Annotated in this window: 16 protein-coding genes and 1 pseudogene; 14 read left to right on the top strand and 3 right to left on the bottom strand. The window is 69.3% G+C overall.

The window, feature by feature from the left end; all coding sequences use genetic code 11:
• Positions 1-572: 572 nt before the first annotated feature.
• Positions 573-737, bottom strand: a pseudogene (locus ACZ499_RS37045) (DUF5925 domain-containing protein); the annotation flags it as partial.
• 106 nt (positions 738-843) lie between these two features.
• Entirely contained in the window at positions 844-3,852 is a 3,009-nt protein-coding gene (locus ACZ499_RS37040; RefSeq protein ID WP_468681197.1) for an NACHT domain-containing protein, read from the bottom strand.
• A gap of 637 nt (positions 3,853-4,489) precedes the next feature.
• On the opposite strand from ACZ499_RS37040, the gene ACZ499_RS37035 reads away from it, so the two are divergent.
• The 5 genes from ACZ499_RS37035 to ACZ499_RS37015 all read left to right on the top strand — a co-directional run bounded on the left by ACZ499_RS37035 (position 4,490) and on the right by ACZ499_RS37015 (position 6,999).
• The gene (locus ACZ499_RS37035) at positions 4,490-4,684 is read left to right on the top strand and encodes a hypothetical protein (RefSeq protein ID WP_468681195.1); all 195 of its coding nucleotides are present in this window, start codon (positions 4,490-4,492) and stop codon (positions 4,682-4,684) included.
• Positions 4,685-4,881: 197 nt separating this feature from the next.
• Positions 4,882-5,106, top strand: coding sequence for a hypothetical protein (locus ACZ499_RS37030; protein WP_468681193.1), 225 nt, complete (start codon positions 4,882-4,884; stop codon positions 5,104-5,106).
• A 274-nt stretch (positions 5,107-5,380) separates the two neighbouring features.
• Entirely contained in the window at positions 5,381-5,704 is a 324-nt protein-coding gene (locus ACZ499_RS37025; protein ID WP_468681191.1) for a hypothetical protein, read from the top strand.
• 165 nt (positions 5,705-5,869) lie between these two features.
• Positions 5,870-6,466, top strand: a complete 597-nt coding sequence (locus ACZ499_RS37020; protein WP_468681189.1) for an RICIN domain-containing protein — start codon at positions 5,870-5,872, stop codon at positions 6,464-6,466.
• A gap of 107 nt (positions 6,467-6,573) precedes the next feature.
• Positions 6,574-6,999 carry a hypothetical protein gene (locus ACZ499_RS37015; protein WP_468681188.1) on the top strand — a complete coding sequence of 142 codons (426 nt, stop codon included), beginning with the start codon at positions 6,574-6,576 and terminating at the stop codon, positions 6,997-6,999.
• 772 nt (positions 7,000-7,771) lie between these two features.
• Here ACZ499_RS37015 and ACZ499_RS37010 read toward each other — a convergent pair.
• Positions 7,772-8,959, bottom strand: coding sequence for a helix-turn-helix domain-containing protein (locus ACZ499_RS37010; RefSeq protein ID WP_468681186.1), 1,188 nt, complete (start codon positions 8,957-8,959; stop codon positions 7,772-7,774).
• A 224-nt stretch (positions 8,960-9,183) separates the two neighbouring features.
• On the opposite strand from ACZ499_RS37010, the gene ACZ499_RS37005 reads away from it, so the two are divergent.
• From ACZ499_RS37005 to ACZ499_RS36965, 9 genes are all read left to right on the top strand, one after another.
• Positions 9,184-9,384, top strand: a complete 201-nt coding sequence (locus ACZ499_RS37005; RefSeq protein ID WP_468681184.1) for a hypothetical protein — start codon at positions 9,184-9,186, stop codon at positions 9,382-9,384.
• 39 nt (positions 9,385-9,423) lie between these two features.
• On the top strand, positions 9,424-9,564 hold the full coding sequence (locus ACZ499_RS37000; protein WP_468681182.1) for a hypothetical protein: 141 nt from the start codon (positions 9,424-9,426) through the stop codon (positions 9,562-9,564).
• The gene (locus ACZ499_RS36995) at positions 9,561-9,893 is read left to right on the top strand and encodes a DUF7848 domain-containing protein (RefSeq protein WP_468681180.1); all 333 of its coding nucleotides are present in this window, start codon (positions 9,561-9,563) and stop codon (positions 9,891-9,893) included. Before ACZ499_RS37000 ends, ACZ499_RS36995 begins: the two co-directional genes overlap by 4 nt.
• A 31-nt stretch (positions 9,894-9,924) precedes the next feature.
• Positions 9,925-10,197, top strand: a complete 273-nt coding sequence (locus ACZ499_RS36990; RefSeq protein ID WP_468681178.1) for a hypothetical protein — start codon at positions 9,925-9,927, stop codon at positions 10,195-10,197.
• Positions 10,198-10,381: 184 nt separating this feature from the next.
• Positions 10,382-11,266, top strand: a complete 885-nt coding sequence (locus ACZ499_RS36985) for a radical SAM/SPASM domain-containing protein (protein WP_468681177.1) — start codon at positions 10,382-10,384, stop codon at positions 11,264-11,266.
• 59 nt (positions 11,267-11,325) lie between these two features.
• Entirely contained in the window at positions 11,326-12,462 is a 1,137-nt protein-coding gene (locus tag ACZ499_RS36980; protein WP_468681175.1) for a methyltransferase domain-containing protein, read from the top strand.
• Between the two features lie 182 nt (positions 12,463-12,644).
• A complete protein-coding gene (locus tag ACZ499_RS36975; protein ID WP_468681173.1) occupies positions 12,645-12,929 on the top strand; it encodes a hypothetical protein in 285 nt (94 codons plus the stop codon).
• Entirely contained in the window at positions 12,926-13,183 is a 258-nt protein-coding gene (locus ACZ499_RS36970) for a hypothetical protein (RefSeq protein WP_468681172.1), read from the top strand. The genes ACZ499_RS36975 and ACZ499_RS36970 overlap by 4 nt, the downstream gene beginning before the upstream one ends.
• Before the next feature lie 506 nt (positions 13,184-13,689).
• Positions 13,690-13,851, top strand: coding sequence for a hypothetical protein (locus ACZ499_RS36965; protein WP_468681170.1), 162 nt, complete (start codon positions 13,690-13,692; stop codon positions 13,849-13,851).
• Positions 13,852-14,055 lie beyond the last annotated feature (204 nt).

The following is a 14,055-nucleotide window of genomic DNA, read 5'->3' as shown; positions in this document are numbered from 1 at the left end:
CTAGAGGTGCGGACGGGTGGTGTCCGTATGGGGGGGGGGCAACATGCGCCCCTGTGTGGGTGCGGGGGACGGTCCCGGGCTCGGCCCGCCCACCCCCCCCCCCCCTGCCCCCCCCCCGCCTCGTGCGCCCCAGACGCTGTCGCGGCGGATCATCTGCTGCATCTGATGCCCGCGGAAATCCTGGAGAACCCTCTGCGGCTGTTCTGCACGTTCACCCGTGGCACCACGTCGACCCTGAACGTCGACGACTTGGTGAACCCCGTGCTGGTCCGCGAGCTGCTGACGGGCCTGGTCTACCTCATGCACCCACACGGCCAGGGTGACTCGCACCGGACTGCGGAGAAGTACAAGGGGACCATCGACTGGTTCGTCGGCGAACTAGAAAAGCGGGGTCATCGAGGTGGAGTGGCCGAGCTCACCCGCACCGGACTCGCGGCACTGCGGTGGGAGGCAGGAAATCGACGGGAGTCGGAGAGCCGCCGCGTGCTCGCCGCCCTGGACGCGGAGACTCCCGTGCTGGCGCCGGATGTCCGGGAACTTGTCCAAGGGCGTCTTTACAACCGGCACCCGAACAGCCGGTCGATGTTGGCGCTGTGCGAGTGGGGCTGCTCGCCCGTCGCGAAGCGGCCGAGGAACAGTGCGTCGATGACGTTGGCGGGTGAGTCGCTGTCGTCGACGTTGAGCCGGATCGGTAGCGCGTCGTACAGGTTCGCGGACATGCCGCCATGATCCGGCACGACCGCGCCGCGCGCACAGGGTTCACCGGGCCCTTTACACCTGCGGGCCGGTGGACGGGCCGACCGCAGTCTGCGCGGTGCGTTCTTTCCCGGCGGCCGCCCGGAGTCAGGGGCGCTGGTCGCGGAACGATGTGAGGAGACCGCCCGTGCGGCGGCCCTCCACGGTGACCGACACCCGCCCCGGGTCGAGCCCGTCGAGGCCGATGACCTTCGTCGTGTTCCGGACGCGGACGGTGACGGAGTCGATGCCCCGCACCCGGGACAGGTCGAGGGGCGCCCGGCGCGGCCTGCGGTGCAGATTCAGGTGCAGCCGGGTGAGGCCGGGGAAGAGGGCGGCGAAGTCGGGCAACCTCGCCGTTTCCGCCACCCCCTTGAGCCGCAGGGACGTGATCGAGGGCAGTGCGACCTCCGGGAGGGCGACGCGGTCGGCGAAGCCGAGGCTCAGCGTGGTCAGCTGCGGAACGGCCTGGAGCGCGGAGAGGTCCAGGCCGACTGGCACGCAGTCGAGCACGAGTTCCCGGATGCCGCTGTCGGCGAGTGGTTTCAGGGGCAGCGTGGACGTCGGATTGCGTACGTGCAGGCGCCGCAGCCCAGTCAGACCACCGAGGGCGGGAAGCTCCGATGTGCGGTGGTCGGTCGTGCCCAGCGCGAGGGACACCACGGAGTCCCGGTCGAGGACGGCGGAGAGCTCGGGGATCAGCGACGGCTGGGGGAGCGACAGGTTCGGCGCCTCGGGGAGCTGGCGCAGACACGCCACCTGCTCCGCGTTCGTCACCGGGATCTCGATGTCGTCGCAGCGGCAGCTGGCCAGGATGGACTCGGTGAACTCGACCGTGTCGAACCGCGGCCACGCGTTGACGACCTCCTGCCGGACACCGCGCTGGGGCGCGTCCTTGTACGCCTGCATCCGCTGCAGGGCGGCCGGGCCCCCGATCAGCCCGATCGTGCGCACGCTCGCGACGGCCTGCTCCTCCGTCATGTCGGCCGGCCCCGACAGCACGTCGAGGACCACCGCGCCCGCCTGCGCCAGGTTCTCCGCCTCCTCGCGGGTGGCCGGAGGGATGAGGAAGGCGGCGCGGCTCAGCACCTCCGCCCTGACCGCCGGGTCGAGCGTCGTGGCGTTCTCCAGGCTCGCCGCGGCCAGGAGGTGATAGCGGCGCCGCTGGGAGGGACGCTGGTCGCCGATGGCCACCAGTTTGCGGAGCAGTTCGCCGCGCTCGCGTTCGCGGGCGTGGCCGACGGCCATGCGGATGACGTCCTCCCACTGGTCGTCGCCAGCGTTCTTGGCGAGCAGATCCAGGTCCGAGGTCTCGACGGCCGCCTTCGCGCCAAGGTAGTCCTGAAAGGTCCTGTGGATGAAGTCGACCGTGTCCGGCGTGGGTTCCCGTAACAGCCCGCTGCGCAGCAGCAGATGACGGAACACCTGGTGCGCGCCGTCCAGCGGGACGACGTGCGGCATGGAGGGCAGCCGTTCCCGGATGATGCGCACGGCCAGCGCCTGGGTCGCCTCGGAGCGCCCGTTGCGGATGAGCCAGTACGCGAGCCGCTGGAGGAGCTGGACCTGCTGCTCCTCGGTCAGCTGCAAGCCCTCCGGCGCGATGACCTCCCGCTCCTTGTCGCGGCGGACCAGGAGCATCCGCAGCGCGGCCGCGTACAGGTCCATGCGCCCCTCGGGCAGCTGCGAGTGCCGGTCGCGGTGCAAAGCGCAGATCACCGAGCACATCAGGGGATTGGTGGCGAGCTGGTACAGGTCGGGCTTGCGGCGCAGGGTGACGTGCAGGGCGGCCCGGTACTGCTCCACCTCGGTGCGCTCCTCAGCGTCCCCGAGAGTCGACAGGGCCGCGTCGTGCCAGCGGTTGACGAACTTGTCGATGTCGCGCTGGTTGAGGGGCAGCAGGTCGAACTCGACGAACCCGAGGTCCGCCGCCCAGCCGATCGGGACCGCGGAGGGGCGCGTGGTCACGAGGAAGAATGTGCGCGGGTAGATCTCGGTCAGTTCCGTGAGCCACCGCTTGGTCAGCAGCCTCTTCGACTCCGAGATCTCGTCGATGCCGTCGACGAGGACGATGCCGCGCCCGCTGTGCAGGACCCGGTCGGCCCAGCCCTTCGGTTGCGCGCCGTCCAGCATGCTGCCGGCCATGGCGAGGAACTTGTGAGCGGTGGGGAGCGTGGACTCCTGCGCCAGGCTGCGGAGCGGGAGGATGAACGGGACACGGCCGCAGAGGAAGGCGAGGTCGTCGTCGAAGTCGTTCTGCGCGGCGCTGACGGCGAGCCACTGAGCCAATGTCGTCTTGCCCGAACCGGCGGGGCCCCGCAGCACCACACGGTGCTTCCCGGCCAGGGCCCCTTCGACCCGGAGCCGGTGGGTGGCCGAGACACCTCCGTCGCGGTTCTGCGCCGAGAGTTCCAGGCTCAAATAGGCCGTGTCGAGCGGCCATCGGGCCTGACCGGGAGCGCTGAGGTCGAGCCCGAAGATGGCGAGCTTGCCGTACTTGAGCCCGAGGTGCTCCAGGTAGCGCTGCTCGAAATCAGCGTCCTGGCTGCGCGGCGGGGGAAGCCGCGCCGTCAGCACCTCCATGCGGCGCATTGTCTCGTCGATCATGCGGGTCTGCGTGATCAGCGTGGCTGGGATGAAGGCCGAGCGCTGCGTGAAGAACTGCAGGATGTGCAGACAGCAGACGTCGAGCAGGGAACGGTAGAGGTTCGTCGCGTCGGCGCTCATGTTCCGCGTCGAGTCGTGCGCCGCGGCCGACAGCTTGCGCGCCAGCTCGACGTGCCCGAGGTGGACCGCCTGGACGTCCTCCATCTCCAGGTCGCCGAGCGAGAGCAGGGTCTTGGTCAGCGCGTCGACCACGGCTATCCGGTCACCCTCGTGCACCGCCGGCTCGTACGGGTTCGCGGCGATGGTCCGGCTGATCAGTTTCTCGCTAATCTTGCGTACGTCTCGCTCGTCCAGGGTGCGCTTCTGGCCACGCCAGCTGACCAGTTTGGAGACACGGATCGGCTTGCTGACGAGGTCGGCGCCGCTCTCCTCCCGCACGAACAGCTTCGCCACGAGCGGCTTGATCAGTGTCGAGGCGACCCGCGCCGCCATCCCCAGTGCCGCAGGCTCCACCCTCGACCGCCTCTCGGTGAACCGTCGCGTCGAAATCAGGTTAGAGGCACGGAGGCTCTCCTGTCGGCGGAGCACCGAACTCTCCGCGGCTGCGGGTCTTGGCCGGTCGCGCCAAGCTGGCCGAACCGCTCCGCACCGTGAGGGAGTCAGGAGTTCCCGGGTCGTCCTTGTTTCGCGTCACTGCACCGTCATCCCCAGCCACAGCGGTGGCGGGGAACGATCACCTCACGAACGAGAAACGATCTTCGAGTCGTCAGATCGCCCCTGGTTGAACTCACCCGTGAATGCCCCCTATATGGAAGGCCTCTATGCCCGAACCCATACCTTCACCCATCGTTCCAGCCGACGTAGCACCCCCACGCAGGCGTGATCTCAGTCACGCAGTCGTGCCGGACAAAGGGACGGCATATCTCGCCACAACGCGACACAACGGGGACGCCCGATCCTCGCGTAAAGCGACATGACCTGCGTGGGACACGGCGTCTGCCGACACAACGGCGCCCGCGCCGCCGGCGTGGGTTGCTTCGCGCCCCGGCCGTCCGCCCGGGGCCCGGGAGTAGGGAGGCGGACGGTGAACGCGTCATGATCGGCCCAGGGTGGTGCAAACCCGCTGTCTTGCCGGCTGTAGCGTGCGGTTGTGGAGCGTGGACAGGTTGGCCGGCTGAGCGACGATGAGTTCGAGGTCTTCAAGGCGTTGCTTCGCCGGTATTGCGCCTACGACCTGGACCTTTGGGACTGTGTGGCGACCTCGACCCCGCACGGCCCTGCGTATGTGATGTTCAGCAGGGCGCTGCCGCCTGGCACCACGGATGAGATGTTCCGTCAGTTCTAGCCCCACCGGGCAGGAGACCGGCCAGGAACGACAGCCTGCCGCACACGGTCGCATGAGATCCGCACCATGGTGAGCGGTGACCTGCGTGTTCACCGGGGTCGAGCAGTTGCGTCGGCGCCCGGCACACGCGGGCACGACGCTGCCCCAGCCCCACGCTGCCCTGTACAGGTCCTGGCCCCGTCTGATGTGATCACGTGATGCTCGCGCTGCTCCTCGTCCTTGCCGGTTTCACAGTGTTCGGCCTGTTCGGCCTGGTGTTGATCAGAGATTTTCGCGGGGTGCGGTCGTGGTTCGAGGGCGAGGGGAACCCGGACGCCTACACCCGCACGTGGCGCAGGCGCGGCATGCTGGCGTTCGCCTGGATGACCGTGCTCGGGTTCGTGTACGTCGTCATCGGCTTCGGTATCCGCGCTCTCATGTGAACCTTCGCGCCAGCACCTCTGTGCCGCCTCCCCCCGGGCGCAGCCCCCGCTTGCTTGGGTGATCGCCGGGCAGCGGCGCCCGTGGGCCCGCACCCACCGGCGCCCCGTCCAGCTGCCACGCTGCCGGGCGGCGCCGAGGGCCAGCCAGAGCGCCAGCAGCGGCCCGCGGTAGAGGAGTGGTCGATGGGCCGAGGCCGGTTCATCGCGGACCAGCTGATCAGGCCACCGACGGTCAAGCGCAACCAGCCTTCCCCTCTGAGGTGTCTGTCCGCACATGCGGATACGCACTGAAGAGCACCGCGACCGGGACTTCGCCGCTGCGTCCTTCGCGGCATTGCTGGACTTGCTGCTGATCTGTCTCTGCCTTGTGGGTGGAGACGGCGTCTGGACGGCCGATTGGATGGGCTATCCCGGCCCCGTCGACTCGACGGCCTCTTCCTACCAGGCAAACGTGGTGGAGCTCACGGTGTGGGCAGGCGCGTCAACCATGCTGCTCAGCTTGCTCTTAAGGTGCTGGGTGACTGCTGCGACCCAGCTCGTCCTCCTCGGGGGCGGCGCACTGTTTCTCGCTTCAATGCCGACGTATTGGAACCCGTGAGGCGCTCCCCGCTCCGGCAGGTAGCGGTTTCCAGGGCCCGGTGGTGCCAGGCGTGCCAGCCAATGGGCGTGTGCCGGTCGGACATTTCCTCGACTCTCCCTTCCCTGTGCCGTGCCTGGCGCGCGACAGTCTGGACTCGACTCACGTGTCCGGGGAGGATGGTCAGTGAACAGATTCGTGGTGCTCATCACCTGTTGTGCGGCGGCCTTGGCGGCGATCCCGCCGGTCGGCGCTTCTGCGACTTCACGGCACGGGGCCCAGGTGCAGTCCGAGGGAAGCGAGATCTCCGTCGCAGAGTTCGCGGCCCGCTTCGGCCCCAAGGACCCCAAGGCGCGAGCGGCGGGCTTCCCCTTCACCTTCGCTATCCGCAACCGGCACTCCGGGAAGTGTCTCGACGCTGACCCTGGGCAGTCCTGGGACGGAGGCCGGGTCTATCTGTGGGACTGCAACGGCGCGGACTGGCAGAAGTGGATCGCCCTGCTCCAGGACGGCAGGTGGGCCTTCGGCGCCTATGACGGCCGGGTCCTCGACGCCGTACTGAACAACACCAACGGCAGCGCCATCACCCGATACCGCTGGAGGGGCTGGTCCGATGGCGGTTCCTGGAACCAGCAGTGGTATTTCGAACCTGCGGGTGAGATCAAGAATGCCTGGAACCTCCGCTGCCTCGACGGTGACCCCGCCCAGGCGGGCAGCAACCCTCAGCGGACATGGCTGTGGGACTGCAACGGCACGGACTGGCAGAAGTGGGATCTCGTCTAGTGTTGAGCGAGCCTTCGGTTGCTCTGATGGAGCTTGATAGCTGGATGCCCGGTTTGCGAGCTTGACGGCTGTGGGGAATGTGGGCAATCCGAGAGACTGGCAGTCTGATGGATGCCCTGAATCCGCTGACGGATGAAGAACTGGCTGTGATCGAGGAGCGCGCCGAGGCCGCGACTCCCGGACCTTGGCATGTGCGGCAGCTCGACGACGACCATGCCATGAGCCTTGTTGCTGTCAGTACGGCCGCCGAAACCGGGCTCGGAGAACGCTGGCCAGGTTTTGACCACCGCACGATCGTGGCTGCCACGCTCGTCCAACAACCGCGCTACGTGGACGTGGCAGACGAACGATGGGATGAAAACGCCCAGTTCATCGCCAGCGCCCGCCAGGACATCCCCCGGCTCGTCGCCGAGATCCACCGCCTTCGTCGCCTACTCGGCGGCCCGGATCAGGAACCTGCTAGCCTCACGGCTTCGCCCGTCGCGGGCCTCCCCGACATCAACGCCCCCGGCCAGAGAACTGGCCCGCGGTGACGGGCGGCGTTGTACGTCCGCGCACGCCCGTACTCGCCGGGGACGTGCCGGATGTGGGTGATGCGGGAGGTCGCCCACCGCTGTGGGAGGCACGCTGTCGGGTTCCATCACAGCCCGCACGGCGTCGAGGAGCTCGGCCCTGCCGCGCGGGGTCAGGGGCGTGCCGCTGCCCAGCTCGGTGACCAGCTGCTCCAGGCGGGTCCTGGCAGTCGGCGTCGCGAGTCGATAAGCGCACCTCCCCGCGTCACGGCGGCCCGGGAACCGTCGCACCGCACACCCGAACCCCGCCCAGCCAGCCCGCACCCCGTCGCGTGACATCGACCTGGATGAGACACCCGAGCCGCAGGTCAACGTGGTGTCTGAGGACGAAATACAGATCGCCCTCAAGCGCGCGCGTGACCTGCAAGAGGCCGAGATCACCACGTTGCTCATGGAGCCACGACGTCCGTACACGCGCTCTGCAGGGATATGACAGCTTCTTCTGACACCTGCTGATCGGCTGGTCAACGCGCCCGGCGACCGCCCGCCATCAGGCGGACCCCACTCCGTGCAGGAGCTAGGTGGGCGCGGTCGCCGGTCCATGTCCCCAAGCTTGCGAGCACCCGGGGCCCCTCGACCGTATCCGTACGCCATCCGGTCCCGGAAGCTCCGCTGCCCATGTGCCACGGAGAGCTGCCTGTGCCACGGTGCTCTTCACGCTGGGTTTCACCCGGCGAAGACCCGGCACCTGCACCGGTGCCCCGGCAGTTCCAGCGCCATCAACTTCTCGTTTTCAGAGGGTGATTCCGGAGAGCTGGGAGAGTTTCAGTAGTTGGGGGTTGCTGCGCCTGTGGAGCGAGGAGAGCACGCGGAATACCTCGCGGCCCATGGGGTGGATGCGGGCCATCTGCGGTGCGACATCCCACGCGGCGGTCAGGTTGGTGAGCGCGCCGTCGCGGTCTCCGACGTCGAGTTGGGCGCGCGCGGCGTTGATGTACGTCGGTGCCACCCGGGTGGGCGGCATTCCCTCCATTGCCTGGTCCAGGTCGGGGGTGACGGACAGAGCTTGTCGCGGTTTGCCGAGGTCCACGTAGGTGGCGAGTTGGTGGGCGATCGTGTTTTGCGGTCCCACGGAAAGGCCGTGGATTTTCAGGTCACGGCTCATTCCCTGTGTCGTGGCCACCGCGGATCGCATGTGGCGTTCCGCCTCGGTTTTGGCCTCGCGCTTGTCCCTCAGTCGGCCTGCCAGGGTCATTCCGCGGAGATTGAGGATGGATACGGCGAGATCGCGGTCGGTGCTGTCGAGTGTCTGCTGTGCCTCGGCAATGGCCCGGTCTACGAGGGTCAGGCCCCGCTCGATGTCCCCGAAATTCAGGTACGTTCCGGCCCTGTCCCGGTACGCGACGGCCGCGACCAATGGATTGGGTTGCTGCTCGACGGCCCAGCGCTGGCGGGTCACGGCGAGCTCGGCCATGTCCATCCACCGGTGCCGCGCCGCGAGCCAGTAGGTGATGCTGTAGCCGTCTGCCAGCATCCCCCACGCCTCGGGGGAGTTCGCACGGTGCGCGTGCGCCGTAGCGTCTCTGAGCAGCACCGGGAGCACGACCAGGAGCCGGCGGACATCGACGGCGTTCCGGAGTTCGTGAGCCTGCTCCAGAGCGGCGCCGAGCCTGCTCTCCTCGACGGCCGAGCGGTCGGGGAGGTCGTAGTCCCGCATGGCCGCGCGCAGCTCGGAGAGCCGCTGTTCATCGTCCGGGGTGATCGGTGCGCGGCCCAGCACCTGATCCATGGAGACGCCGAGTGCCTGACCGACCGCAGTAGCGACCGCCGGTGTCAGTGCCCGGTCTCCGATCTCGATTTTGCTCAGCAGGGAGACCGAGACCGCCGCTTTCCGCGCCAATTTCGCCTGCGACCAGCCGCGCGCCTTGCGTAGTACCGCGACGTGCGCGCCCGGGGCTAGCTCTGTCTCTGTAGTACCCATAGCGATCGTCTTCCTGATGGGGACCGTGCCGTGTACCCATGCTTGCAAGCCCCTTGCGTACCCGCACCCCTACTGTGCAAACGGTGTGCAAGTCCCCTTTGCACAAACGGCGTTGACTGCTGGTAGAGACAGACTCCCGCGACCGAACGTCAATGGCCGGCGGGCATGGCCACCAACGGGAGGCGCACGTGAGTGTGTGCGCCCGGGAGGGACGGCGAGACGGCGTGGACAGCCCGGAGTACGCGTTGGACACCGCGAGCAACAGGGTGGGTGTGGTCGAGGAGCGCTATGAGGGGAGCGTGTACCTGCGTCCGCCTGGTGGCGGGACTCAGTGGGCCACGGCGCCGGAAGCGCTGCGCCACCTCACCTCCCAGGAGCTGAAACGGGCTCTCGTGCTCACCACCCCTGTCAGGGGGCGGCGCTGATGTGGGCGCCCCCGGTGGGAGTGCCCACGGGGCCGGAGTATGGCTCTGTGCGATGCGCGGATCGCGACCCGCGAGGTAGCCCGGCAGGACCGTGCCCATCAGCAGGTCCGGGAGGCGAACGCCGAGATCGTCCGCCACCCCGACCACCAGATGTGGCCCGGTCAGGAGGTGTTCCGGTGAGTGTCAGGAGCACGCTGCGGGGTGTGGTCTACCGGCTGCTGCGGCACCCGGACAGCGAAGTGACCATGACCGCGCGCTGTATGTCCGGCGACGGCTGCGGGTGGGAGCTGGACGCGACCAGCGACCTGGACGCCGGGGGCGTCGCGATCCTGTCGCACACCGCCCAGACAGGTCACGCGATCTTCACGCGGACGCTGGAGGACATGGCGGTCGTCGTGCTGACGAACCCCCAGGAACAGGGCCGCCGAGCCCAGGCCAACCGGCTGGAGCGATCCGCCGGGCAGCGCGGAGCCGACATCGAGACCGAGCACGCACGGGCCGAGGCGTGAAGCGGCACAGCGAGAACCTGGCGGTGACCGCATGGCCCGCTGCATCGTGATCACCCCGAGCCTCGACGATCTGGGGTTTTTCCATCAGGTGTATCGGGATGCCTGGACCGGCCGCTGTGTCACCCTGCGCTGCCCCGGGGCGCTTTGCTGGCGGCTCGTGTACGTCGACAGCCGCGACCACATAACCATCCATGAACGGGGCCACCGGCCTCATGGTCTCTGCGACCTGTCCGGCATGCGGGTCATAGACCGCGCCCGCCCCGACTCCCGTCCCCTGGTCAGGCCACGCCGCATGGGTGCGTGATCCGTCCCGGCCCAGGGGGCGGGCTCGCCTCCCGCCCCGGTGCACGGTCCCCGGGGGCTCCACTGAGCCCCGGGCCGTCGACCGTTCTCCCCGGGCCTCCACTGCTGAACCAGCCCCCGCCGTCCGGCCCCGGCCCGGGGCAGGACAGGTACCGCAGGACCACCCACCGAAGGGAACCGGCACCATGACGATCGCACCCGACATTCCCGCAACCGCTACGATCCCCAGCTCCCTTGAGCTGGAGATCACCCAGCGCTGCCAACTCACCTGCGGCTCGCACTGCTACGCCGAGGCCGGCCCGGCCAAGGGCCACGGCACCATGACCGGCGACGACTGGCGCCGGGTCATCAGCGACGGAGCCGCGCTCGGCGTCAAAAGGGTCCAGCTCATCGGCGGCGAGCCGACCCTGCACCCTCAGTTCGCCGAACTGGTCGAGCATGCCTTGAGTCTGGGGCTCGGCGTGGAGATCTACAGCAACCTGTACAAGGTCCGCCTTGCGCACTGGGACCTGTTCACCCGGACCGGGGTGAGCCTGGCGACGTCCTACTACGCCGACACCGACGACGGGCACGACGCCGTCACCGGCCGCGAAGGCAGCCACGCCGCGACACGCGCCAACATCATCGAAGCCCACCGCCGGGGCATCCCCCTGCGGGTGGGCATCGTTGACGTTCTGGACGGCCAGCGCGTCGAGCAGGCACGCGCGGATCTCGAGGCGCTCGGCATCACCAACGTGCACACCGACCGCGCCCGGGGCGTCGGCAACGCTGCTCAGGGCACCGGGCTGCCGTCCGTCTCGCAGCTGTGCGGCAACTGTGCCCAGAACACGGCTGCGGTCATGCCGGACGGTTCGGTAACGCCCTGCGTCCTGGGGCGTTTCCTGCCGGCCGGACGGGTGCAGGATGAGGGCCTGGCCGCGTTTTTCGCCGGGGAGAAGTGGTCCCAGATTCGAGCGATGATCCCGCCGCGCAGGGGGCGCGGCTGCACCCCCGACGAGGATTCGTGCATGCCCTCTCCGGGGGCTGCGCCCTGCGGCCCGGACTGCTCGCCGAACAACGACACCTGCTAGCCCTCGTCCGGCGGAACCTGCGGCCCGGCGGAAGACTGAGAGAACAGGAGCGCACGCGCATGGACTGGGAAACCCACGCCCGCCGTCTCGCTGCCGACACCGTTCATCCCTCCTCCCGCTGGTACGAGCCGATCGCCACCACGCCCCGGCACCTGTTCGTGCCGCGCTGGTGGGAGCGGGTCGAGGAGGGGCGCATTGTGCGGGACGGCGCCGCCGACATCGAAACGTGGCTGCGCACGGCCTACAGCGACGACACCCTCGTGACCCGCCTCGGGCCGCTGCACGCCGACACCACCGAACCGGGCACCGTCACCCCAGGCAGGGCCACCAGCTCCTCCACCCTGCCCACGCTGGTCGTCATGATGTACCGGCACGCGATGATCACGGACGACAGCGACGTCCTGGTGACCTGTGGCAGCGGCTACGGAACCGCTCTGGCCTGCCGACGACTCGGTGATACGCAGGTGACGAGCGTCGACGTCGACCCGTACCTCGTGACGGCCGCCGAGGAGCGCCTGAAGTCGATCGGCCTGCACCCGCACCTGGCCGTCTGCGACCTCACCGGAGAGCTGCCCGGCACCTACGACCGCATCGTCTCCACCGTCTCCGTGACGCACATCCCCCCGTCATGGCTGGCAGCTCTGCGCCCCGGGGGGCGGCTGGTGACGACGATCGCCAAAACCGGCCTGCTCCTGGTGGCCGACAAGACCGACGACGGCGGCGCGGCCGGGTTCATCTCCGAGGAAAAAGCGGCGTTCATGCAGACCCGGCACGGCGACGACTACGCCGGCGACGCCACGGACGAACTGTTCCGGCAGGTCCAGGACGCCGAGGGCGACACCGTCACCACCAGCCGCTACCCGCTGCTGTATGTGCCGGACGCGTGGGAGGTGTGGTCGATGATGGAACTGGCCGTCCCCGGCATCGAATACCGCTGGGACCAGGACGGCGAGACGCGCACCGTATGGCTCCTGCACGCTGACGGGTCGTGGGCCCGCGCCACCGCAGCCGGATACCTTGACTCGCCCGAGGTACACCAGGCAGGCCCCCGGCGCCTGTGGGCCGAGTTGGAGCGCATCCGGCACCGGCTCAACCGCGAGGGCGGTTTGCCGGTACACGGGGCACGGGTCCGGATCGACCCGGACGGCACCACCCACCTCAAGCGCGGCCGCTGGTCAGCAGTGATCACCGCCTGACCTCCAGCACACCGCCGGCGCCCACCCCACGGAGCGGGGCCGTCTGCCGGGGCTACTACCCCCCAGAGCCACCGCCCGAGCCGAAACCGGGACGGTGGCTCTGCCTCATTCCACAGGGCCCTCCCGGCCCGTACGGCGGGCGCGTACCGTGGGGAGGCAGGCACCGACCGGAGGTCACCACGATGAGCGCGCTCCCCAACGAGACACCGCCCCGGCAAGAACCGGGACCGGGCCGGCCCCAGACGGCGGCCGAGATCCGGGGGGCGCTGCCCGAGGAGGTGCGCGCCCAGTTCGATGAGGCCCTGGGCGCGGCCACCTTGACGGAACGCGCTCACGTGCTGCTGCTGTGGCGGGGGATCGCGGCTGACATGGCCGATCCCCGGGGCGACCGGGCAACGCAGGCGGTCATCGACGGGACCTCCCAGGCCAAGACGTGGGACGAGTGGCGTGCGGAAGGGGCTCTGTGAGCCGTCCGTACCGCATCGTCTACGCGCCGGAGGCCGTGGAGGACCTGGCCGCGCTGGGCAAGGGCGAGGCCCTGCGGGAGGCCATGGAGGCGGCCCTGACTGATCCGTACGGCGGCATGTCGCTGGAGCGGCCGATGGGCGGCAGGCACTGGGACCGGGTGGCCCTGGTCGGTACGGCCGCCGTCCGCTACAGCGTCTCGGACGCACCGGGTATCGAGCCGCCGACCGTGACCGTGACCCGGGTCATCGTCTGACGCTCACCCCCGGATGCCCCGGCACCCTCCCCGGTGCTGGGGCATCGTCATGCCCGGGGCCGTCCGGCCGTCTGGGGGCCCGGGGCGGGTGTTCCGTCACCGACCGCCGGCCCGGCCAGTCCTCGCGGCGGAATTGCCCCATCGCCAGTCAGGGGCGGCCCTGGTGCGGTAGCGTCGATGCCGTGGACGAGGCCCTGTGCGTCGTCCGCATCCCCGCGCGAGCGGGGGTGAACCGGTGACCGGCTGAGCTGGGGAAACCTGGCACAACCCTTCTCCGCGCAGGCGGGGGTAAGTGCATCTGTACCCCCACGGCAGCGGCTCCCGGATCTCGCCATCCGGGGGCCGCTGTTGTGCTGTGGGTGTCCGCCGGGTTCTGTCCGTGGGGCTGGTCTGTCTCAGGTCTGTGCTTCGGTGCGCTGTGGCGGCCGGCAGCTGAGTATCCGTACTCGCACGCGGTGGCGCCCCGTGCTCATGGCGCCCGTCCGCCGAGCGGGCAGGCTGGCGGCATGGACAGCACGGGAGAGACGAGCTGGAAACCGGAGAGCCACCGCCGCGGAGCGGAAACGGCCATCCGCACGGTCGTGTACGTGGTGGGAGGCATGCTGGCACTGACGCTGCTCGGCTACATCGTCCTGGCCCTCCTCTGCGCCGTAGTGTCCCAGTCCTGATGCAGCGGTGTCTGCCTAGGGCTACCGGCACGGCCTGCCGGGTTCGGGACGGCCGGGACACCGCCGGACCTATGCGGATTCCACATGAATCATGCACGTGTGGAGGCGGTGGCCGGTCGCGGGTCCGGGCTGATGAAGAATTCCCGGTCGCTATCAGTCGCTGCCCGGGCAGCTCAGCCTGTGGGCTTGGCCGGGCCCCGGTCC

This window comes from Streptomyces sp. NPDC031265 (assembly GCF_055570295.1).
The sequence above is the reverse complement of the archived record's forward strand: the minus strand, read 5'-3'. Positions and strand labels throughout refer to the sequence as shown.